Below are 25,497 nucleotides of genomic sequence, written 5' to 3'. Positions count from 1 at the left end.
CGTCCGGCGAAAATCATTGCGCTGCAAAAGAATTAAGCATCAGCCGATCAATGATGGCGCTGGCCGTCAAAAAAATGGTTATCGGTGATAGAACCGCGCGGGCGGGCCCACTCGGGGTCGAGGATCGCCGGCGTGTGCGGGCCCACGGTGATCGGGGCCAGCCCCGGAATCCGAAGCTGGAGGCCGCCCACCTGGCGGCGATGTCCCGCCGTCAGCCCGTCGGCCTCCAACGCCTCGCCGTGGCCGGAGACGATGTCGGCCATGGCGTGCAGCGCCTCGCTGCCCGGGTAGTAGTAGTGCGAGTGGTCGAGGGGGTCGATGCCGTCCGAGCCGGGCACCTCGGCGCGGAAGCGCACCGTTCCAAAGCCGTCGACGGCGGGGTCGGCGCCCAGCCCCGGGTCGCTGCCCGTCACCTGACCGACGATGTCGCCGCCGAAGAAATGGTTGCCCAGCCCGTCGAGCTGCCCGAGCATCCCGACCGGATCGGTGGAGGCGTCCCCGACGAATACATGACCGCCATCCAGGTGAAAATCCCTCGCGCTGTTGGCGGCGTCGATGCCCGGACAACCAAGCAGCACAGCGTCATTGGCGTGCATGCCGCCCACGGCGAAGGCATCGGCCACGGTTGTCGCACCGTAGGAGTGACCGAGCACGGTAACGTGCTGGCCGGTGCCGAGGTGAGTGGCCCACAGCCCGTTGACATCTCGCGCGAGCGCCGCGCCGCCCGCCCGGGCGAGTTTGGGTGTGGAGATGCGCTCGACGTCGGAGAAGTCGTCGGGGGTGTCGTAGCCCATCCACGCAATCACGGCGGTCGACTTGCCCGGGTCGGCGGCATTGGCCTGAGCGAACAGGTTGATTGCGTCGTTGTGCGCGTCACGCAGCCAGCCGCCCCGCACGCTGCTTCCGGTGCCGGGCACGATCACGGCGGTGTTGTGCGCGGTGTCCGGGTTGCCGATTGCGATGGCGGCGCGCCCCTTGCCGCCGAATGCCAACGGGTCGTAGGCGAACAGATAAGTCGGGTTGGGATCGTCGACCGCGTCGTGGTCGAGGCCTTGTTTGGTCTCGTTGGCGTTCCGATAGCGGGTGACGTCGGTGACCGATAGCCCGTATCGGGCCGGATCACGCAGCACATCGGCGACGGACGTTCGAGCGCGGGTGGCGATGTCGCGCACCCGGTCGAGGTCCCGGGTCATCGCGGCGATGTTGGCGTTACTCCGTGCGGGGACCGGCACGCCGTTGAGATTGCCGATGCGGTCCGGGTTTTCGTCGATCAACCACTGGCGCCGCTCGGGCGTCAGTGACGTCCACCAGCGATGCACGTCGGCGGCGTTGCTGTTCGGTGACGGGACTTGGTCGTCCGCACCGGCTTTCGGCAAGGGCTCCGGGCCGTGGTCATCCGCTCCCAAGTTGTTCAGCGCGTCCCGCAACGTACCCGAGTAGCCGGCGCGCAGCGACCGCAGCGAAGTAAGCGCGGCGGTGGTGTCGCTGACGGCGTCGTCTTCGCAGGCGCGGACGAGCGCTTCGAGGGCGTCGTTGTCGGCCGCGCCAAGGTGGGCGGTTTTCTCCATTTCGATGACCCGCCCGATCACGTCGTCGAGGTGGTGCAGCCGGGCGTTCAGGGTGGCCATCTCGCCGGTTGCCGACTTCTGTGCCTCGGCCAAGGCGGCGGCGATGTTCTCCAGGTCGACCGCGATCGTGGGTAATTGGAACGACTGGGCGCCGAGGGCTCTGGTCACCCGGCGCACTTCGGTGGAGTCGTTGATCGGATGATCGCCGTTCGGGTGGTCCCAGGCCGCCTCGAACCGCTTGCGCGCTTGTTCGAAGGCGGCATTCGCCTCGCGGGCGCAGCGGGCCGCCCGATGAAAAGCTTCGGCGAGATTTGAAATCTGGCGCGGGCTACCGGCCTGCAGGCTCTGGTTGATCGCCCAGGGATCACCGCCGGCTTCGGCGACCAGCGCCGCGATGCTCACGCACCGCAGCTGCATCGCCCCGCCAGCGGTTTCGCGGCGTCGCGGCCACTCATGCCGGCGAACTTAACACTCTCGGCCGCGTCGCACCGTCACCCCGAGCCCGGGTTGGGGACAGGCCTTCGTGCGCCGATTGGCAGGAATTCTCAAGGTCTTTAACGCGGCGGGACGACTAGAATTTCGTACCGTGAACGCGCAGGCCGAAGGCTAGCGATCGCCGCTTTGTGAGTGGCGATGAAGAAGCCGGCAGCGATATGTGTAGCCGTTGGGGCTTTGATGCTCGGCGGAGCGACCGCCCGCGCCGACCCCCCGTCACCGGGTCCCACCCCGCCGCCCTTCGGACCGAAATGTCTGACGTTCGACGGCCCCCAATTGAACTGGCTGCCGTGCGGCTGGACGACGGACGGGCGGCGATGGACACCTCCTCCGCCCCCGCCGCCCCCGCCGTGACTAGAAACCGCTCACTTGAGGACATCTTTCGCACAGTCGTAGGCCTGTTGCCCCATGATCCGGCCGAGCGCGGTATAGGCGGCGAACTGCCCTTCGTTGAACCATTGGTCCGACGTCGGGTCGTGGGGGAACACGACGTTCGACGCGGCGTAGGTCAATAGCCACTGCGGACAGTCCTGGGACAGAACGGCTTTCGCGTAGATCAGCACGCCCGTACGGTCGTCCTTCGCAAGGCCCGAGGCGGCCGGGTAGGTGATGGTGGCCACCGCGACCGTCTTCTTGGTGACGCGGTCTTTCAGGCTTTCCAACGCCTTGTCTTCTGGAAGCGTGCCCGAGCCCGGGGCCAGGTAAGTCAACGGGTAATCGGCCGAGTCGAACGTGATCGTCACGCCCAACTCGTATTTGGCCAACCGGATCGCGTCGGCCAGCCCACTGAGCAACGGGGGAGCGTCGCCGCCGCCGTCGAAGCAGAAGATCAGCCGGCTGCGGCGCCGCAGTGCCTCCACCAGTCCCAGGTTTTCGTAGTGGCCGCCGTCGCTGATCTGCACCAGACGCGCGTCGTTGTAGTTGAACCCGAACAATTCTCGGTAGAAGTAGCCGGCGCCACGAATGGTGGGTAGCCACTTCGGCCACGGCCTCCGGTTCTCCTTCTCGTCGCCGCCGGTCCCGTCCTCGGCGTTTTTGAGGCTGGCGACGAAGTTGGGGTTGGGCAACCAGGTCCCCAGTCGGGCGCCCGAGACGGCCAGCAGCTTTTCGAATCCCTTCTGCTGGCGGCCCATCGCCGAGGCGAAGGCCGCGCCGCTCACCGCGACCGCGGCCACCACCGTCAGATCGCGTTTGATTCGTGGGGGCGCGATATCGAACAGGGCGGGGGTGTGCAACCACCCGAGCTCGGGGCCGCCGATGTGGTCGCCGCTGAGCACGTAGGACACCGCATTCAGTCCCGGCGCCGGCTTTCCGTCGCCGGTGATGGTGGCCGCGGCGGCGAAAATGAACCGGGGCCCTCGGTCGTCGGGCACCTGGCCATAGTCGGGCAACCACGTCCACTCGATTTCCTCGTAGCGTTTCGCCTGCCAACCACCGCCCGGTGCGCGGACGCGACGCACGGCGAAGGTTCGGGCGAGGCGGCGCCGGTAGAAGGGATGCAAGCTCACCGAGGTGACGTCCACAACGCCGATCCACAAAATGGTGACGATCAACGCCCCGACGAACCACACGTTGGGCACGTATCGAGAGCCCCCCTCCACCCCGTCCGCGGTGACAGTGCGGAAGACGGCCGCGGCGAAGACGCCGAGGGTGGTCAGCCACGCGACCAGCAGGACGGCGAGGGTGACGGTCACCAGGATCGTCGGGACAATGCCGGGCGGCAGCAACCGTTTCCACGTCGAAAGCTTCTCCGCCTCTTCGGAGAGGGCGGTGCGCTTCTTCCACGCCATCGCGACCACCGCGGCCAGATAGTTCAGGCCCACCACGCCGGAGAAGGTCGCCGCCGCCGCGCCAGGGTTGTCGGAGGCGTGCAGACTCAACGTCGAGCAGAGCCGCATCAGAACGGGCAAACCGACGGCGACCGCCAGCACCACCAACCCGAACACCGCGCTGCCCACCGCGAGCCGCTGCATCCGCATTTTCCAGGTCTCGCCGCCCTCTTCCCAGCTGAGCAATTCGATGACGATCGCCACGGTGGTGAAAATTACGGCCGAGGCCGCGAAGAAGCCGATTGCATACCACGACGCGGGATGGTCTATCAGGCAAAGGGAATAGCCCCGGGGAAGGTGCTTCCTACTGGCGTCGACTAGCGGATTCGGCACCGGAACGATGGCCGCGAACGAGAATTGCGGCCGGGCCAGCAGATAGCCGAACACCCATCCCATCAGGATCGGAAGGGTGAAGAGGATGGTCAGGGATGCCAGCAGGTTCTTGAGCACCTCGGCCAGCGCCCTGATCAGGTCGGCCGGGGAGTCCGCGATATAGCTGGAGCCCCTGCGGAAATGGTCGAACTCGACCGATCCGTCCTCGAATCGCTGGGAGATCAAGGGGCTTTCGGGGTCGCTCTGCAGGGCGAGCAGGCGGGCGCCGGCGGTGTAGCCGCCCCCGGACACCGAAATGATGTAGTCCACGGTGTCGACCAGTTTCGGCTCTACGCCCTCGCCGAATCGCTGCGGATCGTCGCGCGTCTTGAGTTTGTCCTGGGTGGAAAACACTTGCAGTGCGCCCATCGCCACGCAGGCCGACCGCACCCCGCCGCCGGAAAGGCAAATCGCTTGTACCCGTTCCTCTTTCCGCCGGTCGAGCACGTCGTTGGCGCCGGGCACGCTGTACGCCTCGACCCAGCTCCACTCGTCCTTGGTGACAAGCGGTGTGGTCGTGCCGGGCGACCGCACGCCCGTTTGCTCCTTCGGAATCAACACGCGATCCCACCACGCGGTGGCGGCGCCCTCGGCCGACTTGAGCCGCCGGTACCTGCACCATGCGGCGGCCTGGCGGAAAAGGATCCCCACCGTCGTCGGTATGCCCAGGAGCGCTATCAGCAGGGCGCACCATTTGACCGTCGCCGCCGCGGACGTCGCATTGATCAAGATCGTGGACTTCTGGTTATGCACCGTGAGGTAAAGCAGCCCATCCTCGGCCAGGTCGGCGAGGGCCGTAAGCACCACGGCCGCAATGACGTAGCCCGCCACCAGCCGGCCGGTCACGGATGCGGCCCGGGTCCGGAAGTAGCACGCGAAACCGCCGAGCACCAATACGTAGCCGAGGATGACGAGGAGGTCCGCGCTGAGGTAGCCGGGAATCCGATCGGCGACGCCCAGCACGCCTTTTCGGTCGCCGTAGATATAGCGCGCGATGTGGGGCACACAGGTGTGCGGCAGAGCCAACAGCGCGATCGCAGAGCCGCCCGCGATCGCCAGAACTATCAACGCCCTTGGGACCGCGCGCCTATAGAGGAATTTCACTCGAACGGTTTTCGGCATCGTCTACCTCGTTAAACCGGGTCCTGTCTCAGCGCATGGTAATTAAGCCCAGACGCCGATGTAAGCGCAACGGCGGAATTGCTCCCGCGAGTTCTTATAGCCATTTCGGCGACAAGGGCTTTGGCGCTGGTGTAGCGTGCCGATCAATTTCATAGCGACGTGGCAGAAAGACCCAGCAATGAAAGCAGCGATCGCGGCGGCGACGGTAGCCGTTTTTGCGTTAGGTCTGCCCAGCGCCGCGCCGGCACACGCCGAGACGACCGCCACCGTCAAGGCGCCGACCACCCCGCGCATGAATGGCTCGAATGCGAAGTCGGGCCAAGACGGCGTCTACAACGCCGGTCAGGTCCTGACTCTCGTCTGCCACGCCGCGGGCGAGCCGGTGAAGGGGTTTTTCAGTTACCAAATCGCCAACGGCGGTTGGGATAACCTCTGGTACAAGACAACTGACGGTCATTACGTTGCCGACGTCGACATCGACACGCGCACCCTCGACGCGCTGGGGCCCGACTGCGGCGGCGGCGCCGCGGCGGCGCCCGCCGCGACGACCGGCGAGGACAAGGCGGCTCACGCCATGGCGTGGGCGCGCGGACAGCTGGCCGCGGATCCCGACAACACGGTGCAATGCGAGGCGTTCGTCGAGCAGGCCTACAACCACACGTTCAGATACCCGTCGGCGATGGACGCCTTCAACGACTTCAATCGCAAAGGGCTGATCCACCCGAACGCCGACAACATCCCGGAGGGAGCGCTCGTGTTCACCAGCAATCCGGGGTTCGACCACGGCACCGGACACGTGATGCTCAGCGAGGGCAACGGCCAGTACCTCACCGCCAACTACTTCACCCCGCCGCACATCCGCGAAATACGGCCGAGCCCCAACGATTCGCAAAACATCTTTCTCGGTTGGGCGTTCGCGCCGTAATCGAGGCGCGGCGTCGGCGTTCGCCGCCTTCTGTGGTACTCACGACCACATGAACAATCCTTCGCCGGGCCCGGGTTGGTGGCTGGCCTCCGATGGCAAGTGGTACCCGCAGCAGTGGGAGTACACGTGGGATTACCTGGAGGGCGACACCGCCATGGAGGAGATGAAGCAGAAGGCGGACGAACTCGGCCGCCAGGGGTGGGAAATGGTCGGACTCGATGCCGACCACCGCGGGGCCTTCTCCGTCGCGTGCTTCTTCAAGCGGCCGCTTGCGCCGTAAGCCGCGCTCATAGCTGGGCCGCCCCTTCGAGCGCCGCTACCCGAGTCCGCGCGGACATCGGTGAGGCGTGACCGGCACAAGTGGGTAAACAACGCTGTAACGCGCCGGGCGCGTCGGTTGTGCAATCAGCTCACTAGTTGAAAGGCGGCATCAGATGGCTCGTGACGAAGGGGGCCGGTGGGACGTCGGCATCAAGGACGACGCGGTATTTGTGCAGCGCGTCTCGGAGGCCGACGAGCAACTATTCATCGATTCGTTGGACTCTGATGAGGCTCGCAAATTGGCTGAGCTCTTGACGAAGTACGCGGACAAGCTGGACAACTCCGACAAATCGGAGGACTCGAAGGACTCCGACGACGACGGGGACAAGAAGGACAAGGAGAAGAAGGACAAGGAGAAGAAGGACAAGAAGGACAAGAAGGACAAGAAGGATAAGGACAAGAAGGACGACGACGAGGAAGACGACGAGGACAACGACGACGAGGAAAACGACGAGGACGAGGACGACGAGGACGACGAGGACGACGAGGACGACGAGGACACGGACTCGAAGAAATCCAAAGAATCGTCAGACTAGCCCCGCTCTGGAGGGTCGTCCGATCTCATCCGTTGGCAGCCGGGATGGGCCAGCGCCATATTCCGTAATAATTCGGGATGTAGAGCTGCAGAAACTTGGCGGGCTTCGGCGCGTTGACCACAACCACCGTCCTCGTATGCGCGCCGGGGGTGATCGGTTGCGAGATTGGCTCCGTGCCGTCACCACACTTGGCGTACATGTAGAGGTTCGTTTGCAACTTCCCGCGACTATTCGCGACGCTCCAATGACGAAGGTTTAGTCCGCTCACGATCCCGGGATCGACGAATTGGTCGACGGTGGACCACGTTTCAAGGTCGAATCGTAGAAACTGTTGGTCTTGCTTGAGCGGCCGGTACGGATCTTGGCATGGCGCGTCGGGTTTGATGGCCGTCACCCTGAAGCTGACCTCTCGAAACCATCCTCGCTGGTCGCCCACTTGCATCGCGTACACGGCTGGTTTTGTAATGGCCGGGCGCCCAACGACTACCAACTCGACGAGGATGAAGATGGACACCGCGGTGACCAGTCGAAGAGACAATCGGCTGAGCCGGCCGTGGCGGCGCTCGAAGCCTGCACGGCGGGCCGCAAAGCGGGAACGCAGCTCGACAATCGCAAGCACCGTCACGACGATCAACAGTCCGCCGAACGCCCGTTCGACGGCCACCTGGCTGGGATTCCCTTCGGGAAGCAAGACGGCAAACGCGCCGATCAAGGCCACGGTGAAGACTTGGAGGGCGTATGCCAGCAGGTCGAGCTCCGTGTCGTGGACGGGGCAAACACCCAGTGCGGCGAAGCCGGATTTCTCGAGCGGCATCACTTCCGCAAACAACTTGCGCTTGATGGCGAACGCGGGGAGCAGCGCGATGATCATCAGCATGGCCGACCAGGCAACAAAGATCGTCGCTCCTGCGTAGGAGAACGCCTCAACCCTGAAACCGCTGACGGCGGCGCGACGATAGGAATCCGTGAATGCGACTACGGCAGCTTTGCGGTCGAGGCTCACCGCAGCGGTGGTGAGGTCACCGAGCAGTTTGCTGTAGCGCGCGCGAAAGAAATTCGCGAGGCAATAGGCGATGAGCAATACGCCCAGCAGCGCCATTGGCCAGATGACAGCCAATCGCAATTTCGTGGGTAGTGATTGCTCGAAACGATCGAGCATTTCGTGATCGCATTTCGGTCCGGGCGCCTCGCCGCCCAGGGCGATGCGCCTGGCCACACCGCCTTTAAGGGCGCCGACGCTACGGGAGAGATGACGCACGATAAGGATGCGCACCAGGCGCCGCGGCGCTGGAAACCGCATCCACCGCAAGGACCTGGGCCTCGACGGTTTTGCCCACATGATCGCCGGCGCCTCGTTGAGCGTCTCGAGAACGCTGCTGTAGCCGGCTAGCAGAGCGCGCAGCTCATCGGTGCCACCCGATGATCCCGCGCTGTCACGCTCGAGGTTCGAAGTTGATTCGTCGATCGACATCGTCCTGACCCTTCTCGTCGGGGTCGGCGAACTGCGCTCCACTTTCAAGGGCGCGCCCATTTCGTCGAGATCCTTTTGCCCGTGCGAAAGCCGCAGACGGCGTTCCGAAGCGATGGCTCGGGGGGAATGTGTCCGTGGGCTTACGTCGCCACAGCCCTTATCGGCGGGGACGACAAAATTTCGTAATCGACGGCCCGACTCGTCGGTCGAAGCATAAGCGCTTTAGCCGACCATCACCGGGGGATTTGTAAAAATTGTTTGAGCTTTTCGCAAAGTGCTTCGGCCGAAAGTACGTGCGCTCAGAAACCATTGGCGCTCAACTAATTTGGCCCACCGAGTCGTCGGCCAACGCCGCGCTTAGTCGGCGGGTCGCGGAAGCGAGTTGCGCCCCCATCCGGGTGACCGCCTCGCCGCTCATCGGCTCGGCGCTGGGGACCAGGCTGAGCATCAGCGCGATGCGGGATCCGGGCTCCAGGATGGGGGAGTCGATGTGGCTCACCTCGTAGGTGCGCTCCGGCGCCAGGCTGACGGGGAACCATTCCTCCTGGTGGATCAGTTCGTCGGTCAAGGCCTGTGCGAGTTGGCTCAGGCGGGTGGAACGGACCTCAGCGCTGCGCACGATTAGCGCCAGTTCCTGCAGCCGCAGATCCGGCAGGAGGTGCAGACCGACCGCGTAGCCCCGCTCGCGGGCGGTGGTGATGGCTTGGCGGTAGCGCTCGCGCACGTCCGCGGGCAGCGCGGCCAGCCAGCGTTCCCGAGCCTCCGGCGCGGACCACGCGACGGTCGACGCCCCGTACGGCGGGCGGTGCGGGAACTGGGTGCCGATCGGCATCGGGTGCCCGCCGCCGCGACGGCTTCGGACCTGATCGACGACGGTGGAGTAGTCCTCGCTCACCGAGAAGGCCACGCAGTGGGCGCCCGTCGCGGCCGACAGCTCGGCCATCGCCGAGCGGGCCAACACCAGGGCGGGGTAGCGCGCCGCCGCCTCTCGGCCGAGGCGGACCAGGGCGGGCCCCAGGTGGTAGGTCTTGCGGACCGGGTCGCGCAGCAGCCAGCCGGCGCGCAGCAATTCGGAAAGCATCGAGTGGCAACTGGCCTTGTGCACGCTCAGGTGGCGCGACACCTCGGCCAACGTCAACCCCCGGTTCGCGTCGCCCGCCAGCTGCTCGAACAGGTTCACCACCCGCTCGGTCTGCGGGGAGGGCCGCGGAGCCATGGGCGCAATGGTCGCATAATGCGACCGCTTGCGATGTCATAAGCGCCTATGTGACGATCGCCACAATGAAGGACCTCGCGGGCAAGGTGGCGGTCGTAACCGGCGGGGCCGGGGGCATCGGCCGGGCCATGGGCAGGCGGTTCGGCCAAGAGGGCATGAAAGTGGTGCTGGCCGACGTGCTCGCCGAACCCCTCGACGAGGCGACCCGTGCGCTCGCGGACGAGGGCGTCGACGTGGCCGGGGTGGTCACCGACGTCACCGACTATGCCTCCGTCGAATCGCTGGCCAAGGAGGCGCAATCTCGCTTCGGCGCGGTGTACGTGGTGTGCAACAACGCCGGCACCGGCGGCGTCTCCGAGGGCTACATGTGGGAGCACGACCTGGCCGACTGGCGCTGGGGGATCGACGTCAACGTGCTGGGCGTCATCCACGGCATCAAGGCGTTCGTGCCGCTGCTGCTCGAGCAAGGCGAAGGGCACGTGGTCAACACCTGCTCGGGCAACGGCGGGTTCGCACCGATCGCCCGGGGGGCCATGGGCGGACCGGCCACCGCGGTCTACCCGATGACCAAGGCCGCGGTGCTCTGCCTGACCGAGAGCCTCTACACGCATCTGCAGATGACCGGAACCCGGGTGCGGGCGCACGTGCTGTTCCCCGGCGGCTTCCTGAACACCGGCATCTGGGAGTCCTGGCGGCACCGGCCGGAGCGCTATGCCGCGACACAGGAACGCCGCACACCCGACCAGACACTCGAGAAGGTGGTGGCCCGCTTCGAGGCCGCGGGCGTGCACGTCGCGTTCACCCCGCTCGAGACGGTCGCCGACCAGGTGGTGGACGGAATTCAGGCTGACCGGTTCTGGATGATGGGTCCGCCCACGCCGGCCGACGAAGTGGTGAGCAGCAAGGCGGCATCGATCCTCACGCGGGGCGCGCCGGACTACCTGGTTGACGTCCTGGGTCAGCAGGCCAAGAAAACTGAAGGAGGAAAACGTTGAGCGCCAACCAGATTCGTTACGGCCCTCGTCCGCCCGAGGCGCAGGTCGACCACGAGATCGACGCCACCAAGGCGCCCATCGCCACCGAGGCGGTCACCGTCACCTACCTCACCGATCCGGAGATCGTCGCGGCCGTGCTGCCCAAGCCGTTGGCGCCGGCGGACCAACCCCTGGTGCGCATCCAGCTGCAGCGGGTCCGGATCGAGGGCATGGCGCCCTTCGGGTCGGCCGTGTTCTCGGTGACCGCCCGGCACGGCGACGTCGAGGGAGATTATCCGCTTTTCATGCCCCAGTCCACCGAACAGTCGGTCACGGGCGGGCGCGAAACATTCGGCGAGCCAAAGAAATTAGCGCACATCGAGGTCGAGCGCGACGGTGACCGTGTCACCGCCGGCGTTGACCGGTTGGGCCACCAGCTGATCAGGGTGGACGGGCGCATCACCGGCCCGGCGGAATTGCCGCCGGACCAGGTGAACACCGAGTTCTACTTCAAGTTCCTGCGCGCCCCCGACGGCAGCGGCATCACCGACCCCCACCTGGTGTACGGCGAATATCACCGGCACTACGAGCTTTTGGAGAACATCGACGGCACGCTCGAGTTGGGGGAGTCGCCGCTGGACCCGGTGGCCGACGTCGCGGTCCGCCAGGTCACGTCCTTCACGTGGTGTCGCCGCCGCACCGTCCAGGTGGGTCGCATTGCGGCGCGGGTGCCGCAGGAGTGGCTGCTGCCGTACGTGCATCAGCGCTACGACGATGTGGCCCTGCTCGCCGCCCCCGGGCCCGAGCCGGCGCGGGTGTAGGCGCATGGATCGGTACACGGTCATCTCGGCCGACTGCCACGCCGGCGCCGACCTGCTCGACTATCGCGACTACCTGGATCCGCACTACCGGGACGAATTCGACGGCTGGGCAAAGACATACGTCAACCCGTTCGGGGATCTCGCGGAGGCCGACGCCGAGCACAACTGGGACAGCGAGCGACGCAACTCGGAGCTGGATCGCGAAGGAATCGCGGGCGAGGTCATCTTCCCCAACACAGTGCCGCCGTTCTTCCCGCACGCCAGCCTGGCCGCCCCGCCGCCCGAGACCGCCCGCGAGCTCGAGTTGCGCTGGGCCGGCCTGCGTGCGCACAACCGCTGGCTGTCCGACTTCTGTTCCCTGTCGCCCGAGCGGCGCGCCGGGGTGGGCCAGATCCTGCTCGGCGACCTCGACGAAGCCATCATCGAGCTGACGCAGATCGCCAAGCTGGGCCTGCGCGGGGGCGTGCTGCTGCCCGGAATCGCCCCCGGCACCGGCCTTCCCCCGCTTTACGCCGAGCATTGGGAGCCGCTCTGGGCGGCGTGCGCGGACGCGGGCTTGGTGCTCAACCACCACGGCGGCAACGCGGGGCCTAGTCCCATGGACGGGTGGGGCAGCTCGCTCGCCGTGTGGGTGTACGAGACGCACTGGTGGGCGCACCGGGCTCTGTGGCACTTGATCTTCAGCGGCGCACTGGATCGACATCCGGACCTCACCGTCGTCTTCACCGAGCAGGGCGCCGGGTGGATACCGGCAACGCTGGACTCGCTGGACGTCGCCGCGGCCCGGTACGGGCGAGCGAGCTCGGCGATCGCCCGGTTCGCCGGACCCACCGCCGGCTCGCTGACCCTGCGGCCCAGCGAGTACTGGTCGCGGCAGTGTTACGTCGGCGCGAGCTTCATGCGTCCGGTCGAGTGCGCCGAGCGCCATCGCATCGGCGTCGACCGCATCATGTGGGGAAGCGATTACCCGCACTACGAGGGGACCGCCCCCTACACGCGAGAAGCGTTGCGGCACACCTTCTCCCGCGTCCCGGCCGAGGAGGTGGCGGCCATGCTGGGCGGGAACGCGGCGGCCGTCTACGGCTTCGACCTCGAGGCGCTCGCGCCGTTGACCGCCCGCATCGGCCCGACCGTGGCCGAGGTTGCCGAACCGCTGGCCGCCGTGCCGGCCGACGCGAGCAGCACCGTCTTCGAGCCCGACCCGATCCGCACCTGGTAGCGAAAGGACGCACCATGAATCCTGAGGCCCCGTACGTCATCATCTCCGCCGACACCCACGCCGAGCTCCCCACCGAGCGCTACCGCGAGTACGTCGACCCCGAATACCGGGACGACTTCGAGGCGTACCTGGCGGAGAAGACCGCGGCGGCGCAGGCCGGGGGATTCATCGACGAGGAGTTCGCCCAGGAGTGGTTCTCCGAGAACGGCGAGGGCATCGCCGGCGGCTGGGACGTGGCCCTGCGGGATAGGGAGCTCGACGGCGACGGGGTGGTCGGCGAGGTGATTTTCCCCGACGCCGACGCCGTGACCGGGGTCGCCGGGGCGCCCTTCGGGGCCGGGCTGGGCCAGTCGGGCGACCTCGACCCGGGGCGCGCGATGGCCGGGGCGCGCGCCCACAACCGCTGGTTGGCCGAGCTGTGCAGCCACAGCCCCGAACGCCGCGCCGGGGTCGCGGTGGTTCCGATCCTGGCGGACGTCGACGCCGCGGTCGCCGAGATCACCCGCGCGGCCGAGTCCGGGCTGCGGGGCGGGATCCTGATTCCCGCGCGCTGGGTCGGCTACCCGCCCTACCACGACCGCCGCTACGACAAGGTCTGGGCAGCGTGCCAGGACCTGCAGATGCCGGTGCACACGCACTCCGGCCCCGCCCCGCAGGAGGAGTACGGCGGCCACCTGGGCATCTACGTCACCGAGGTGCGTTGGTGGGGCGCGCGGCCGATGTGGTTCGCGCTGTGGTCGGGGGTGTTCGAGCGCTTCCCGGGGCTGCGGTGGGGCGTCACGGAGTGCGGCGCGTTCTGGGCCAACGACCTGCTCTGGCTGATGGACACCCGGTATCTGCGCGAGCACTCGGCCAAGAAGATGAGCCACCAGATGGAGGGCGACCTGACGATGCCGCCCTCGGCCTACTTCGACCGCAACTGCTTCATCGGGGCCACCACCACCGAGCGTCGGGAGCTGGCGCGTCGCTACGAGATCGGCGTGTCTAACCTATTGTGGGGCAACGACTTTCCCCACCCCGAGGGGACGTGGCCGCACACCCGCAAGTGGCTGCACCGCTCGTTCTGGGACATTCCCATCGACGAGACCCGGCAGATGCTGGGCCTGGCCGCGGCGGAGATATACAACTTCGACCTGGGCGCCCTCGCCGGGTTGGCCGAGCGCATCGGCCCCACGCCTAAGGACCTCGGCCAAGACGACGCGGTCAGCATCCCCAAGTGGGAGGCCGCCCGCCGGACCGGACGCCACTGGCTGACGGACGCCGAGCCCATCCCCGACCTCGTGGAGAGCTGAGCGCCGCGAATGCCGTTGACTCCATGAGGTTTCGGCGCCACAAGATTGAGCAATTCCCCCGTCGGTAACATTGACACATCCTGTGGTGCTGATGGGTGGAGCGTGCCCCTTAAACGTGTTGACGAACTGAAGCCCGGCGACAAGATCCGCATGAAGATCGGGCACGCTACCGTCGTGGCGACCGAGCCCCTCGACGACGACCGGACGCTGCTGACCTTCAGCTACGGAACCAAGGGCGCGGCCGACAACGCGCTGACCGTGGATGTCCTCGAGGATGACGAGTGGGGTTGGTGAGGCCGAGGGCTTGCCCGTGATCGACCGGCGTACGAATATGGCATGAGTACGGCCTCACGAGGAGAGACGATGACGTCGACCCGCTGCTTCATCGGTCTATGCGCCGCGTGGTTCCCGCTCGGCCTGTCTCTTTCGCCGGCTGCCCTCGCCGATAATCCGTCCTGGAACGGCCAGTACGCGATCACGTTCATGGTCGGTCCGAAGGCGGGGAACAGCATGGCGGTCGGCAATCCCGAGCAGCAGCACACCGAGACCTACGGGATCCGCTCGAGCTGCAACAACGGAAAGTGCGTCGCCACGATCGTCAGCGGCCCGCCGCCGACCAACCCGACGGTTCCGCAGCCGATCCAGTTCACGTGGGACGGCAAGTCGTGGACGCAAACCAATGATTTCCAGTGGGACTGCATGATGCCCGACACCTCGATCCAATGGAATCCGGCGCGGGCCACCGTGACCTACACGCCCCAACCCGACGGCACGCTCGACGGCCTCATGCACACCGAGATCTTGAGCGGCGCATGCCAGGGAACCATCGACATGGACATGAAGGCCGAGCGCGTCTGAATTGCTCAAACGCCAGACACCCTCTGGCGACCCACATAGCCTCGATTTAGCTTTGGGCGCACGCCTGCCCGCACGAAACTCCGCTCCGGCCGTTGGGTCGACGCAAAAGGAGCATCATGACGACACCCAGACTTAAGAGATTCGCCGCCGGCACCGTTCTTGCCGCGGGGCTGGGGATGGCCGTTACGGGCCTCACCGCCGCCCTCGCCAACGCCGATCCCGCGCCGCCCAGCACCCCCGGCCCCAACCCCACCGCGGCCCAAAATCCGCACTCGGAATCGGGCCTCTGCAACCAAACCGCGATTCCGCGCGGCGCCCCGGCGCCGCCCCCCGGCTACTGCGGGTAAGGGTCGACGATGAACTGGGCGACATTGGTGACCAACGCGCTCGTCCCCCTCGCGTCGGTGATCTCGAGCGCCACCGTCGCGATCTGGACGAAGCGCATCGACTTCAGGACCAAGGAGGAAGACCGCCGCCACGAACGCGTCCTCGACTTCGAGAAGCGGGCGGCCGACGACAAGAAGGCCGTGTTGAAGTCGCTGATCTCGGCGACCATCTACGTCAAACGCGCGGCACAGTACGAGGGGTCCGGCACCGCCGAGGAGATCGCCAGCCAGCGGCGCGCAGAGGCCATCCGAGAGCTCTATGACTTCCGCATGCGCCTGGGGCTCGACGACGGGGTGGCCGAGCTGATGGTTTACGCCGCGCCACCGGTGCGCGACGCGGTCAGCCTGCTGCTCGACGAGTGGGACCGGCAATTCCGCGAGCATGGCTACTCCTTGACCCAATTGGATTCGTGCAAGCGGCAATTGGCGCAGTCCACCTCGTGCCCCGAGCCGCAGGAGGACGTGACCGTGTACTACGAGGGCGAACTCAAGTGGTCGGAGCTGAGGAAGGTGGAGACGGTGTGGCTGGACCGGTTGGGCCGGGAATCGGAGCTCGATCTCGACGCGCTCGTGGCGCTGTGCGACCGCACGTTGGAGGCCGCGCACAAGGACCTGCGCGGTGGATATGGGATCGACGTGTGAGTGGGCCGCCCCGCAAACCGTTTGCTGATTACTCGGCGTTGTGGCTGGGTAACCAGGTGACCGTGCGTTTCTTCTACGTTGCTGCCGCGATGGGCATAGCCATCGCCATGCTGTCGGTCGCCCCGGTGGCGGCGCCTGCCCGTGCCGACTTGAGCGGTTACGGAAATTGCCTGGGAAGCATCCCGAATGTGCCGCTGTGGGAGCACGACCCCCAGAACCAGCAACTCATCGGGACCATCGAGCAGGACCTCAATTCCGGTGTTACTCCCGCCGCCGAAGGCCAGAAGGTCTCGCGGATGGGTTTCGACCCGCGCCTGGCCAATCGGATCGTGGAATGCGTCATTCAGGAGCGCCCATAAAGTCCTAAGGGGCGAGCGCACGTCGAGCGACGTCGCCGCGGCGGCTGCGGAGGTAACCTCATAGCTGGTTGGAGGAGTCCAGCAGGCTTAGGGGCGGTGCGATGCAGCTGAAATGGCTCAGCATTGCCGAACTGATCGGCAGGGCCGGCGGCGATCCGTGGGCGATCAATCAGAGCCTGCAGGCCGGCAGCCCCGCTCAGATTTCGAGCCTGGCCGAGGCCTTCCACAGTGCGGGCCGGTGCACCGCCGAAGCCGACCACGCGTTCGAGCAAGCCCGGAAGCGCTTCGACGCGGCGTGGAACCACCAGAACGGCGATCACCCGATCAACGACTCGGCCGAGGTGCAACGGGTGGTCAAATCCCTTGGCGCACAGTCGGAGCAGTTACCCAAGATCGGTGCGGACCTGGAGAACATCGCCGCAGCGCTGGCCGAGGCGCAGAAGGCCGGTGCGCAACGCATCGCCACGCTGGAACAAGAGCTGCAGGGCCTGGACAACCTCATCGACGCGGCCGAGCACGATCTGCAGCACGGCAACCTCGACGCGAAGGACAAGGCCTTTCTGGAGAAGTTGATCGAGGATGCGAAGGCCGACGCCGCCGACGATGTCCGGGATGCCCTGCACGACATGGAGTCGATCCGCGACGGCTACTCGTCCACGCTGCAGAATTGCCTGGGCAATCTGCGCACCGACGGCTACGACCCGAACATCATCGCGCCGGTCGACGCCGACACCCAGATCCCGCCGCCGAGCACCAAACCCGAGGACGTGAACCGCTGGTGGACATCGCTGACCCCGCAGCAGCGGCAGCGATTCCTCGCCGAGCACCCCGACCAGATCGGCAACCTCAACGGCGTCCCCATCTTAGCGCGCAATCAGGCCAACCTCACCGTGATGAATCAAGACCTCGACCGGGTGCGCGGTGTCGCCGGCCGCAACGGCGTCTCGGTGGACGACGTGCTGCGCGACCCCGCGAAATACGGGCTGTCCCCAACGTACGTCACCCGCTACCAGAACGCCAACGAGACCAAGCTCGGCCTCGATCACGACGCGGGAGACCCGCTTCGTCCGAAGCCGGTCTATCTATTCGCCTATGACCCAATGGCTTTCGGCGGCAAGGGCCGGGCGGCGATCGCGATCGGCAACCCGGACACCGCGAAGAACACCGCGGTGATCGTGCCCGGCACCAGTAGCAGCGTGAAAGGCGGCTGGCTGCACGACGGCCACAACGACGCGATCAACCTGTTCGAACAGGCCAACGCCGCCGACCCGAACAACCCGACGGCGGTGATCGCGTGGATGGGCTACGACGCCCCGAACGGATTCGACGACGTGCAGCGCATCTCCACACCGGCACTGGCTCGCGCGGGCAGCGAGGCGCTGGCGCAGGACGTCAACGGTCTGTGGGCGACACACCTAGGCGCCGGCCAGCACGTCACGGTGTTGGGTCATTCCTATGGTTCGACCACCGTTGCCGACGCCTTCGCGCTGCACGGGATGCACGCCAATGACGCTGTGCTGCTGGGTTGCCCGGGCACCGACGCGGCACAGTCCGCTGCACAGTTTCACCTCGACGGCGGACACGTCTTCGTCGGAGACGCCTCCACCGATCCGGTCGGCATGCTCGGTCAACTCGACGGTACGAGCAAGAACCTGTTCGGGCAGAACTTCTTTGGCACCAACCCCAGCCTGGGCGTCGACCCGGCCGCCGACGGGTTCGGCTCGGTGCGCTTCCGCGCCGAGGTTCCCGGCTCCGATGGCATCAACCCGCACGACCACTCGTACTACTACCACCGCGGCAGCGAAGCGCTTTACGGCATGGCCGACATCGTCTCCGGCCACGGCGACCAGCTGCAGGCCGACGGCATGACGGCCGACCACCGCTACTCGGTCGGGGGCGTGCAGGTCCGAATCCCGGGCCTGCCCCCGGTCACCATCGGCCCGCACACACCGGCCGTCATTGACCCCGAGTGGGAGCGGTCGCCAGGATCTATCACCGACAACCATGTTTTCGATGCCCAACACCACCATTAAGGAACGACGAATGTCGTTGCGCCAAGCACTGATCAGTTCCGTGTTGGTCGTTGCCGTGTTGTTAGGAGGATGCGCGACAGTGCAACACAAACCACAAGCCGGGGGATCGACGAACCCGTACGAAGACACCGCCCACCCCATGAGCGACGACCAGACCAGGGCTCAGGTGATCGAGCCGGCCCGGCAGATCGTGGCCGCCGCCAAGCTGGACGGGGTCAGCGGGGCGTTCTCCTTCGCCTCCTGCAATGACCAGGGCGATCCGCCGTTTCAGGGCACCGTCACGCTCAGCTTCCTGATCCACGGCGACCCCGACGCCTATTTCCAGCAAGTGCGAACGGCGATGATCTCGCACGGCTGGAGCGAGGGGGCGTCGCCGGGCCAGCACCTGCACGGTGCGGGGCTCAATAAGGACGGCGTGGTCGCGACTATCAGTTACCAGCCGTCCGACCACGCTTACGGGCAGATCATCCTCGACGGTCAGTGCCGAAACATGGGGAACCACAAGGGCGAAGGCCAGTGGACCAACATCAACGACCAGTTGGGTGCGCGGTAGGGCATACATCGGCTCGCGACTCGCGCGACTAGCTCGGGCACGCGGCGTGACCACCTGCGGCGCAATATTGACTGGCCAGCCAAGGGTATGTGTCACCGTTCGATAGCCACCTTGCCGACCTGCCATCGGGGTACATCAAATATTTGTCGCAACCCTGGAAGTCACCCGGGATTGGCTGCGGGCAGCATTCCACGGTTCCAAGGCCGAATGATGCCGGGCTCCACTGTTGAACCACCTTGCGGTCGGCGGCGTCACAGCACTTCGCCGGTGGCTGCCATGTCAGTCAGGATTTCGCCGACGAGCCGCTCGATACCAGCGATCGCCTCGACCTCTGTACCGGCCAGCCACGACAGCGACGGAAACTCGGCGCACAATCCGACGTATTCGCGATCCTCGGGCGACCACTTCCCACGGAAGGTGTAGTGGCTCAACACCGCTCGCTGGTCGATTTGATCGAGCCGCGCGCCGATGTGTTCGCCACGCGGATTGTCTTTACCAGTAATGTTGGTTCCCGTAATTCGGTTGAGGTTCATCACCTTTGCGAATGTCTTGGCGAGCCTTGTCGCGTTGGCGTTTACGCTGGGCACGGTTAAACCACGAGGGCGTGCCGACGCTCATCCAGTGCTTGCGGCGCGCTCGCGGGTGGTCTTTGTCCGTACGGCTCATTGGCCCAGTATCCCACCTGGTCACGATGCTCGGTATGGGATTTTCCTCGACCTCGCCGTTCTCCGACTCACGACGATCCAGGCTCAAGGGTCCGGCGTGAGTATCGTCGGGCCAGGCCGAGCCGCCGCTTCACTGCGACAGGGTCTTTCACGGAGCGGCCTGCACCGCGGCGCTTCTGAGGCTTGCACATTGCACAGCCGCGCCACGATCGCGACGGATGATGGTTGGGCATGAATGCTCCCGGCGAGACTCCCGCAAAGGAAGATTGGAAGTCTACCGGCCTAGTCCGATGCTGACCAGTGCCGTGGCTCCTCTGTCTAGTTGAACGAGCCAGGCTTCACAACCCCTGGCCCGGGGGGTGATCCTCGATGGACGCTAACCGCTGCTCGCCTCCCGAGCACCCCGAACGACTGTCGGCGACGAGTCGGATAAGGCGCCTTTTGAGCACCGCGCAGTGATTAGGTGCAGACGCACCTTGCGTTCAAGGGGAATGCTGGACCGCGTGCCACAGCGCTCGGTCGCGACACTGCCGCGGGCTCTGCTCGCTTCGGCAAAGGGAGTGGCTCATCTACGCGCGAGTATGTCTTCGAACAGCGCCCCGGTGGTTGTCTTCCTCGGCGATGACAGCGGGTACGTATGCGGCCGGCGTGTCTAACCCAGCGACCCTATTGGCGCGGATGCAGCAAAGGCGCTAAAAAATAGGTCTGACCTGCAAAGAACTCTGGTGCGCGATACTGGGATTGAACCAGTGACCTCTTCCGTGTCAGGGAAGCGCTCTCCCGCTGAGCTAATCGCGCCGGGATCAAAAACTTGGAGGTGGAGACGGGAATCGAACCCGTGTGCACGGCTTTGCAGGCCGTTGCCTCACCACTCGGCCACTCCACCGCTGGGATTGATGCCACTTGCACCTTCGAGCGGATGACGGGATTCGAACCCGCGACCCTCACCTTGGCAAGGTGATGCGCTACCAACTGCGCTACATCCGCGCGCCTCGGACGAGATCGTCGCCCGGTGCGAAGCACGACGATAGTCCACGTGAGCGGGCACATACAAATTTCTCGGTACGAGCCGCGTCCAGGCTAACGCAGAGGCCTCGGGGCGCATATGGGCCGGTGTTGTCGAGGCCAGGCTCGTGCTAATCTTCGACGTCGTTCGCCTCTCGGCGCCGGTCCCGTGGCTCAGTGGGAGAGCGTCCGCTTCACACGCGGAAGGTCGCTGGTTCGATCCCAGCCGGGACCACCATTTGACGGCGCCACGCACGCGCCCACCAGGCTCAAGCAATAAAACTTCCGGCATCGCCCCAGGTCAATCCGCGCTATGGTGACACGACTGGGGGCCCTCTCTACTCGCGAGGACAGGTCGATGGCCGACGTGGACGCAGCGGCGATCCAGCAGGATCTGGTCGCCGGCATCGGCACGGAACTCGACTTCGACGACGTCACCGAGATCGGCCGCGGCGGATTCGGGGTGGTCTACCGTTGCGCTCAGCCTGAGCTCGACCGCCTGGTGGCGGTCAAGGTGCTCACCAACGACCTCGACCCCGAGAACCTCGAGCGCTTCCTGCGCGAGCAGCGCGCGATGGGCCGGCTCTCCGCGCACCCGCACATCGTCACGGTCCTGCAGGTCGGCACCACCCGCAGCGGCCGGCCGTTCATCGTGATGCCCTACCACGACAGGGGCTCGCTGTGGGGGCTGGTCAGCGGCCAGGGCCCCGTGCACTGGCGCGAGGTGCTCAGCATCGGCGTCAAGCTCGCCGGCGCGCTGGAAGCCGCGCATCGGGCCGGCATCCTGCACCGCGACGTGAAGCCGGGGAACGTCCTGCTGACCGACTACGGCGAACCGCAGCTCACCGACTTCGGCCTGGCCCGCGTTGCCGGCGGGTTCGAGACCCGCGCCGGGGTCGTCATCGGCTCACCGGCGTTCATCGCGCCCGAACTCCTCGAAGGTGCCACGCCCACAACCGGTTCCGACGTCTACTCACTGGGCGCGACGCTGTTCTGCGCGCTGACCGGCCACCCGCCGATGGGCCGGTCCATTCCGGAGATGCTGGCCGAGAAGGGCGTGCCCGACGACGTCATCGCCGTCATCGAATCCGCCATGACCCGCGATCCCACCCGGCGCCCGAAGACCGCGCTCGAATACGGCGAGCAGCTCCGCGAGGCCCAACGCCGGCGCGGGATCCCCGTCGACAGCATGATCGTGCCGGTCGACGGCACCGGCGCGGGATCGACCGTCGCAAAATCCGAGGAGAAAACCGCGCCGACGCCGCCGGCGCCGGCCACGAAATACCGTCCCCCCGCGCCGGCCCGATCGCTCGTCGCGCGCGACCGGTTGATGGCGCTGCTCCGCCAGGCCGGGCGCCGGCGGCTGATCGTCCTGCACGCGCCGTCGGGATACGGCAAGACCACCCTGGTGGCCCAGTGGCGCGCCGAACTGACGGCCTCCGGCGTGACGGTGGCCTGGCTGACGGTGGACGCCGACGACAACAACGTGGTGTGGTTCCTCGCGCACCTGCTCGCCGCGATCCGGCGGGTGCGCCCCGCCCTGGCCGAACCGCTGGAGCAGATGCTCGAACAGCGCGGGGAGGAGGCGACCCGCTACGTGTTGACGTCGCTGATCGACGGGATCGACGAGCTCGGCGAACCGATCACCCTGGTGGTCGACGACTGGCAGCGGGTCTCGGACGCCCAAGCGATCGACGCGCTGCGCTTCCTGATCGAGCACGCGGGCGATCACCTGCAGATCGTGGTGACCAGCTGGTCGCGCCCGGCCGTGACGTTGAGCAAGCTGCGGGTCCGCGACGAGCTGGTCGAAATCGATTGCGAGAAGCTGCGTTTCGATGCGGACGAGGCGCGGGCCCTGCTCAACGACGTCGCGGGGCTAGAGCTGCCGGGGGACGACGTCGCGGCGCTGACCGCGTCGACGGACGGCTGGGTGGCCGCGCTGCAATTGGCGACGCTGTCGCTGCGCGGCGGCGGCGACGCCGGCGACCTGGTCAGCCGCATGTCCGGTGACGACGAGGCGGTCGAAGAGTTCCTCGCCGAGAACGTCCTGGACACCTTGGAGCCCGAGCTGGTCGAGTTCATGATGGCGACCTCGATCACCGAACGCATCTGCGGCGAGCTGGCGACGGTGCTGGCCGAAGTCGGTGGGGGACACGCCATTCTCGAGGACATCGAGCGGCGCGGCCTGTTCCTGCGGCGCATCGACCATGCGCCGCAATGGTTTCGCTACCACCAGATGTTCGCCGGGTTCCTGCGACGCCGGCTCGAGCGCGAGGACCCCGGGAGCGTCGCCGAGCTGCACCACACGGCCTCGGAATGGTTCGCCGAACACGGCCACCTCAACGAGGCCGTCGACCACGCGCTGGCCGCGGGCGAGACGGCGAACGCGGTCGACCTCGTCGAACGCCTGGAGACCAGGGCGCTGATCAACCAGTCCCGCATGACGACGTTCCTGGGCCTCGTCGAGAAGCTGCCGCCCAGCCTCGTGACGCCCAGGCCGCTGCTGCAGCTGGCGTCGGCGTGGGCCAACATCCTGCTCCACCGCAGCGAGGCCACCGAGGCCGCGCTGCAGCGCTTCGCCACCGCCCTGGCCAAGGCGGACCTGCCCGAGGAGAGGCGCGCCGACCTGGCGCTGGAAGCCAGCGTGGTGGGAGCGGTGGCCGAGATCTACGCCGACCGCACCGACGGGCTCGAGCAGCGGCTGGCCGACGTGGTCTCCAACGCGGACGAGTTGCGTCCCGTGCTGCCGCAGGCTGCCGCCACCGCCTTGGCATTCGCGGCGATCTACCGCTTCGACCTGCCGGCCGCGCAACGACTCCTGGCGTGGGCGGAACCCTTCAACGAACAGGTCGGTGCGGTGGGCGCCGTCTACGCGTGCAGCTGGGCCGGCATCGCCGCCCGTCAGTCGCTCGACATCCCGCTCGCGTTGCGCAAGTTTCGGGAGGCGTTCGAGATCGGTTCCGCGATGGGCCCGCACTCGTACACCGCCCGCATCGCCGGCGCGGTGCTCGGCGAATTGCTCTACGAGACAGGCGAATTGGACGAGGCCGCCGAGCTGCTGGAGGAAAGCTATCACCTGGGTCCGGAAGGCGGCGGGGTCGACTACCTAGCGGCCCGCTACGTCGTCGGCGCCAAAATCAAAGCGGCGCAAGGCGATCGCGAGGAGGCGATCGGCCGCCTCGACGCCGGGATGGCGGTGGCCGAGAAGCTGCGGCTGCCCCGCCTGGCGGCCGCCATCACCCACGAGCGGGTCAGGCTGGGGCTGGACATCGACCCTTCGGAGGCCGCGCGGCTGCGCGCCACCGGCGACGTGCCCCGGGACGGCGACGGGATCGCGACCGTCACCGCCGAGTTCGACGCCGCCTCCGGCATCCGGCTGCTGTCCCGGAGTCACGCCCGCGACGACCGCGACCGGGCATGCCGGAACGCCACCGCGCTGCTGGCCGGCATCGATCCGGCCGCCCGGCCACTCGCGGCCCTGCAGGCCCGCCTGCTGCTGGTCGAAACGCTCACGGCCGTCGGGCGCGCCGACGACGCGCGCGACGACCTGGCGCTGGTGCGCGAATTGTGCGCGCGACACGGATTGCCGCGGCTGCTCATCGACGCCGGCCTCGGTTGACGACGACACACAACACGCGAAAGGACGGTGGCCGTGGTAGGCAACCAAGAAGGCATCGGCATCCTCAAACTCGAATGCCCGCAAGGTCATCCCGTCGGCAGGCTGCTCAAGGATGCCCCGCACCAGGCGGTCGCCTTCGACCCCGGCGCCCAGGTGGGGCCCCGCCGGTTCTGGCCGGACGAAGATGACCAACCCAGGTTCAGCGTTAATTGCCGGTTCTGCGACAAGCCGGTGGCCGAGGCCACGACCGCGCTGCAGAGCAAGCTCGCGACCCTGCTCGACGACGCATCGGCGGGCAGCGCGACGGCCACACTGGCATACGCGTAGACCGGCGCGGCTACTGTAAGAGCGACAGTAGCGACCGACGTCAGAGGAATCCCGTGGCCCCGACCCCGCACGACAGCCCCCGCCCGCCCGAGGGGGATTGGCTGGGCACGCCGTATTTGACCTTCGAGCGTCAGGGGTCGATCGCGGTGTGCACCATCGACCGTCCGGAGGCGCGTAACGCCCTGACCCCCGCGATGTACTTCGGGATCCGTTACGCCGTGGGACGTCTCAACGAGGACCCCGACCTGGCCGGGCTGTTGATCACCGGGACGGGCGACGTGTTCGCGCCCGGCGGCGACATGGGCGGCGGGGGAGCGACCGACAACTGGATCACCTTCGGCGGCGCGCTGGGCATGGACGTCACGCCGTTCGACACGGTGCGCACCTCGGCCAAACCCATCGTCTCCGCGGTCAACGGCCTGTGCCAGGGCGGCGGGTTCCAGATCGCGCTGTGCAGCGACCTGTCGGTGGTCAGCGACCGGGCCACCTTCCGCGTGCCGGAGCTGTTCCGCGGTTACGCCGACACCTACTACAGCCAGATGCTGGCCCGGGTCATCGGGCCGGTGCGCACCCGCGACCTGATGTTCACCGGCCGGGTGCTGACCGCCGCCGAAGCCCTGGACTGGGGCCTGGTCACCCGCGTCGTGCCGCACGAGATCCTGCTCGATACCGCGAAAGAGCTTCTCGCACAGTGCTGTCGCACCGCCCCGCGCGCCCGCGGCGTGATCAAGTCGAGCATCGATAGCTACCTGGGCCTCTACGACCGCATCGGCATGGTCAGCAGCCTCAGCGACGCCGAGGCCCGCGAGGGCTTCCGCGCGTTCAAGGAGCGCCGCTCGCCCGACTGGGTGCACCCGGACCTGCGGGTCGAGGGCCGGCTATAGGTCGG

The 25,497-nt window shown here is 66.8% G+C and carries 22 protein-coding genes and 4 tRNA genes; 18 read left to right on the top strand and 8 right to left on the bottom strand.

Features of this window, described 5'->3' with window-relative positions; genetic code table 11:
- Positions 1–47: 47 nt before the first annotated feature.
- The gene (locus tag A5730_RS06430; RefSeq protein WP_067897185.1) at positions 48–1,985 is read right to left on the bottom strand and encodes an alpha/beta hydrolase; all 1,938 of its coding nucleotides are present in this window, start codon (positions 1,983–1,985) and stop codon (positions 48–50) included.
- A 443-nt stretch (positions 1,986–2,428) separates the two neighbouring features.
- Complete coding sequence (locus tag A5730_RS06425; RefSeq protein ID WP_197506173.1) at positions 2,429–5,290, bottom strand: hypothetical protein; 2,862 nt, start codon at positions 5,288–5,290, stop codon at positions 2,429–2,431.
- A 274-nt stretch (positions 5,291–5,564) separates the two neighbouring features.
- Between A5730_RS06425 and A5730_RS06420 the strand changes: the two genes are divergently transcribed.
- The 3 genes from A5730_RS06420 to A5730_RS24915 all read left to right on the top strand — a co-directional run bounded on the left by A5730_RS06420 (position 5,565) and on the right by A5730_RS24915 (position 7,168).
- Positions 5,565–6,311, top strand: coding sequence for a hypothetical protein (locus A5730_RS06420; RefSeq protein ID WP_067897180.1), 747 nt, complete (start codon positions 5,565–5,567; stop codon positions 6,309–6,311).
- A 49-nt stretch (positions 6,312–6,360) separates the two neighbouring features.
- Complete coding sequence (locus A5730_RS06415) at positions 6,361–6,591, top strand: hypothetical protein (RefSeq protein WP_055403595.1); 231 nt, start codon at positions 6,361–6,363, stop codon at positions 6,589–6,591.
- Positions 6,592–6,745: 154 nt separating this feature from the next.
- Positions 6,746–7,168, top strand: a complete 423-nt coding sequence (locus A5730_RS24915; RefSeq protein ID WP_067897177.1) for a hypothetical protein — start codon at positions 6,746–6,748, stop codon at positions 7,166–7,168.
- A gap of 25 nt (positions 7,169–7,193) precedes the next feature.
- Here the strand turns inward: A5730_RS24915 and A5730_RS06405 are convergent, their stop codons facing one another.
- Complete coding sequence (locus tag A5730_RS06405; RefSeq protein WP_156745711.1) at positions 7,194–8,639, bottom strand: hypothetical protein; 1,446 nt, start codon at positions 8,637–8,639, stop codon at positions 7,194–7,196.
- A gap of 316 nt (positions 8,640–8,955) precedes the next feature.
- The gene (locus A5730_RS06400) at positions 8,956–9,855 is read right to left on the bottom strand and encodes an IclR family transcriptional regulator (protein WP_067897170.1); all 900 of its coding nucleotides are present in this window, start codon (positions 9,853–9,855) and stop codon (positions 8,956–8,958) included.
- A gap of 65 nt (positions 9,856–9,920) precedes the next feature.
- On the opposite strand from A5730_RS06400, the gene A5730_RS06395 reads away from it, so the two are divergent.
- The 11 genes from A5730_RS06395 to A5730_RS06350 all read left to right on the top strand — a co-directional run bounded on the left by A5730_RS06395 (position 9,921) and on the right by A5730_RS06350 (position 18,992).
- Positions 9,921–10,850 (top strand): SDR family NAD(P)-dependent oxidoreductase, encoded by a 930-nt coding sequence (locus A5730_RS06395; RefSeq protein ID WP_231994643.1) that lies wholly within the window; start codon positions 9,921–9,923, stop codon positions 10,848–10,850.
- Positions 10,847–11,650: an acetoacetate decarboxylase family protein gene (locus A5730_RS06390; protein ID WP_067897157.1), complete on the top strand. Its 804-nt coding sequence runs from the start codon at positions 10,847–10,849 to the stop codon at positions 11,648–11,650. Before A5730_RS06395 ends, A5730_RS06390 begins: the two co-directional genes overlap by 4 nt.
- A gap of 4 nt (positions 11,651–11,654) precedes the next feature.
- Positions 11,655–12,869: an amidohydrolase family protein gene (locus tag A5730_RS06385; protein WP_067897154.1), complete on the top strand. Its 1,215-nt coding sequence runs from the start codon at positions 11,655–11,657 to the stop codon at positions 12,867–12,869.
- 14 nt (positions 12,870–12,883) lie between these two features.
- The gene (locus A5730_RS06380; protein ID WP_067897151.1) at positions 12,884–14,161 is read left to right on the top strand and encodes an amidohydrolase family protein; all 1,278 of its coding nucleotides are present in this window, start codon (positions 12,884–12,886) and stop codon (positions 14,159–14,161) included.
- Between the two features lie 102 nt (positions 14,162–14,263).
- Positions 14,264–14,455 carry a hypothetical protein gene (locus tag A5730_RS06375; protein WP_067897148.1) on the top strand — a complete coding sequence of 64 codons (192 nt, stop codon included), beginning with the start codon at positions 14,264–14,266 and terminating at the stop codon, positions 14,453–14,455.
- A 69-nt stretch (positions 14,456–14,524) separates the two neighbouring features.
- Positions 14,525–15,019 carry a hypothetical protein gene (locus A5730_RS06370; RefSeq protein ID WP_067897145.1) on the top strand — a complete coding sequence of 165 codons (495 nt, stop codon included), beginning with the start codon at positions 14,525–14,527 and terminating at the stop codon, positions 15,017–15,019.
- Between the two features lie 116 nt (positions 15,020–15,135).
- Positions 15,136–15,366, top strand: coding sequence for a hypothetical protein (locus tag A5730_RS24635; protein WP_156745710.1), 231 nt, complete (start codon positions 15,136–15,138; stop codon positions 15,364–15,366).
- 9 nt (positions 15,367–15,375) lie between these two features.
- On the top strand, positions 15,376–16,047 hold the full coding sequence (locus tag A5730_RS06365) for a hypothetical protein (protein WP_067897143.1): 672 nt from the start codon (positions 15,376–15,378) through the stop codon (positions 16,045–16,047).
- Entirely contained in the window at positions 16,044–16,406 is a 363-nt protein-coding gene (locus A5730_RS06360; protein WP_156745709.1) for a hypothetical protein, read from the top strand. The genes A5730_RS06365 and A5730_RS06360 overlap by 4 nt, the downstream gene beginning before the upstream one ends.
- 101 nt (positions 16,407–16,507) lie before the next feature.
- On the top strand, positions 16,508–18,439 hold the full coding sequence (locus A5730_RS06355) for an alpha/beta hydrolase (RefSeq protein ID WP_067897139.1): 1,932 nt from the start codon (positions 16,508–16,510) through the stop codon (positions 18,437–18,439).
- Entirely contained in the window at positions 18,420–18,992 is a 573-nt protein-coding gene (locus A5730_RS06350; RefSeq protein ID WP_067897137.1) for a hypothetical protein, read from the top strand. The genes A5730_RS06355 and A5730_RS06350 overlap by 20 nt, the downstream gene beginning before the upstream one ends.
- Positions 18,993–19,243: 251 nt before the next feature.
- Here A5730_RS06350 and A5730_RS06345 read toward each other — a convergent pair whose 3' ends face one another.
- The 4 genes from A5730_RS06345 to A5730_RS06330 form a co-directional block, all read right to left on the bottom strand.
- Positions 19,244–19,579, bottom strand: a complete 336-nt coding sequence (locus A5730_RS06345; RefSeq protein WP_156745708.1) for a hypothetical protein — start codon at positions 19,577–19,579, stop codon at positions 19,244–19,246.
- 801 nt (positions 19,580–20,380) lie between these two features.
- Positions 20,381–20,455 (bottom strand) — tRNA-Val (locus A5730_RS06340).
- Positions 20,456–20,469: 14 nt separating this feature from the next.
- Positions 20,470–20,543, bottom strand: a tRNA-Cys gene (locus A5730_RS06335).
- 28 nt (positions 20,544–20,571) lie between these two features.
- Positions 20,572–20,644 (bottom strand) — tRNA-Gly (locus A5730_RS06330).
- Between the two features lie 181 nt (positions 20,645–20,825).
- On the opposite strand from A5730_RS06330, the gene A5730_RS06325 reads away from it, so the two are divergent.
- The 4 genes from A5730_RS06325 (at position 20,826) to A5730_RS06310 (ending at position 25,492) form a co-directional block, all read left to right on the top strand.
- Positions 20,826–20,900, top strand: a tRNA-Val gene (locus A5730_RS06325).
- Positions 20,901–21,020: 120 nt separating this feature from the next.
- The gene (locus tag A5730_RS06320) at positions 21,021–24,281 is read left to right on the top strand and encodes a serine/threonine-protein kinase (RefSeq protein ID WP_067897125.1); all 3,261 of its coding nucleotides are present in this window, start codon (positions 21,021–21,023) and stop codon (positions 24,279–24,281) included.
- A 33-nt stretch (positions 24,282–24,314) separates the two neighbouring features.
- Positions 24,315–24,608 carry a hypothetical protein gene (locus tag A5730_RS06315; RefSeq protein ID WP_067897509.1) on the top strand — a complete coding sequence of 98 codons (294 nt, stop codon included), beginning with the start codon at positions 24,315–24,317 and terminating at the stop codon, positions 24,606–24,608.
- Positions 24,609–24,661: 53 nt separating this feature from the next.
- Positions 24,662–25,492 carry an enoyl-CoA hydratase/isomerase family protein gene (locus tag A5730_RS06310; RefSeq protein WP_067897122.1) on the top strand — a complete coding sequence of 277 codons (831 nt, stop codon included), beginning with the start codon at positions 24,662–24,664 and terminating at the stop codon, positions 25,490–25,492.
- Positions 25,493–25,497: the final 5 nt, after the last annotated feature.

Origin of the sequence: Mycobacterium sp. ACS4054 (assembly GCF_001667275.1) — a bacterium.
GTDB lineage: Bacteria > Actinomycetota > Actinomycetes > Mycobacteriales > Mycobacteriaceae > Mycobacterium.
The sequence above is the reverse complement of the archived record's forward strand: the minus strand, read 5'-3'. Positions and strand labels throughout refer to the sequence as shown.

Bases quoted from the DNA above. Each gene is read 5' to 3' on its own strand.
- A5730_RS06415 (WP_055403595.1), top strand. From the start codon at position 6,361: ATGAACAATCCTTCGCCGGGCCCGGGTTGGTGGCTGGCCTCCGATGGC.
- A5730_RS24635 (WP_156745710.1), top strand. From the start codon at position 15,136: ATGACGACACCCAGACTTAAGAGATTCGCCGCCGGCACCGTTCTTGCC.
- A5730_RS06320 (WP_067897125.1), top strand. From the start codon at position 21,021: ATGGCCGACGTGGACGCAGCGGCGATCCAGCAGGATCTGGTCGCCGGC.
- A5730_RS06430 (WP_067897185.1), bottom strand. From the start codon at position 1,985: ATGCAGCTGCGGTGCGTGAGCATCGCGGCGCTGGTCGCCGAAGCCGGC.
- A5730_RS06370 (WP_067897145.1), top strand. From the start codon at position 14,525: ATGACGTCGACCCGCTGCTTCATCGGTCTATGCGCCGCGTGGTTCCCG.
- A5730_RS06380 (WP_067897151.1), top strand. From the start codon at position 12,884: ATGAATCCTGAGGCCCCGTACGTCATCATCTCCGCCGACACCCACGCC.
- A5730_RS06385 (WP_067897154.1), top strand. From the start codon at position 11,655: ATGGATCGGTACACGGTCATCTCGGCCGACTGCCACGCCGGCGCCGAC.
- A5730_RS06365 (WP_067897143.1), top strand. From the start codon at position 15,376: ATGAACTGGGCGACATTGGTGACCAACGCGCTCGTCCCCCTCGCGTCG.
- A5730_RS06420 (WP_067897180.1), top strand. From the start codon at position 5,565: ATGAAAGCAGCGATCGCGGCGGCGACGGTAGCCGTTTTTGCGTTAGGT.
- A5730_RS06405 (WP_156745711.1), bottom strand. From the start codon at position 8,639: ATGTCGATCGACGAATCAACTTCGAACCTCGAGCGTGACAGCGCGGGA.
- A5730_RS06355 (WP_067897139.1), top strand. From the start codon at position 16,508: ATGCAGCTGAAATGGCTCAGCATTGCCGAACTGATCGGCAGGGCCGGC.
- A5730_RS06350 (WP_067897137.1), top strand. From the start codon at position 18,420: ATGCCCAACACCACCATTAAGGAACGACGAATGTCGTTGCGCCAAGCA.
- A5730_RS06395 (WP_231994643.1), top strand. From the start codon at position 9,921: ATGAAGGACCTCGCGGGCAAGGTGGCGGTCGTAACCGGCGGGGCCGGG.
- A5730_RS24915 (WP_067897177.1), top strand. From the start codon at position 6,746: ATGGCTCGTGACGAAGGGGGCCGGTGGGACGTCGGCATCAAGGACGAC.
- A5730_RS06400 (WP_067897170.1), bottom strand. From the start codon at position 9,855: ATGGCTCCGCGGCCCTCCCCGCAGACCGAGCGGGTGGTGAACCTGTTC.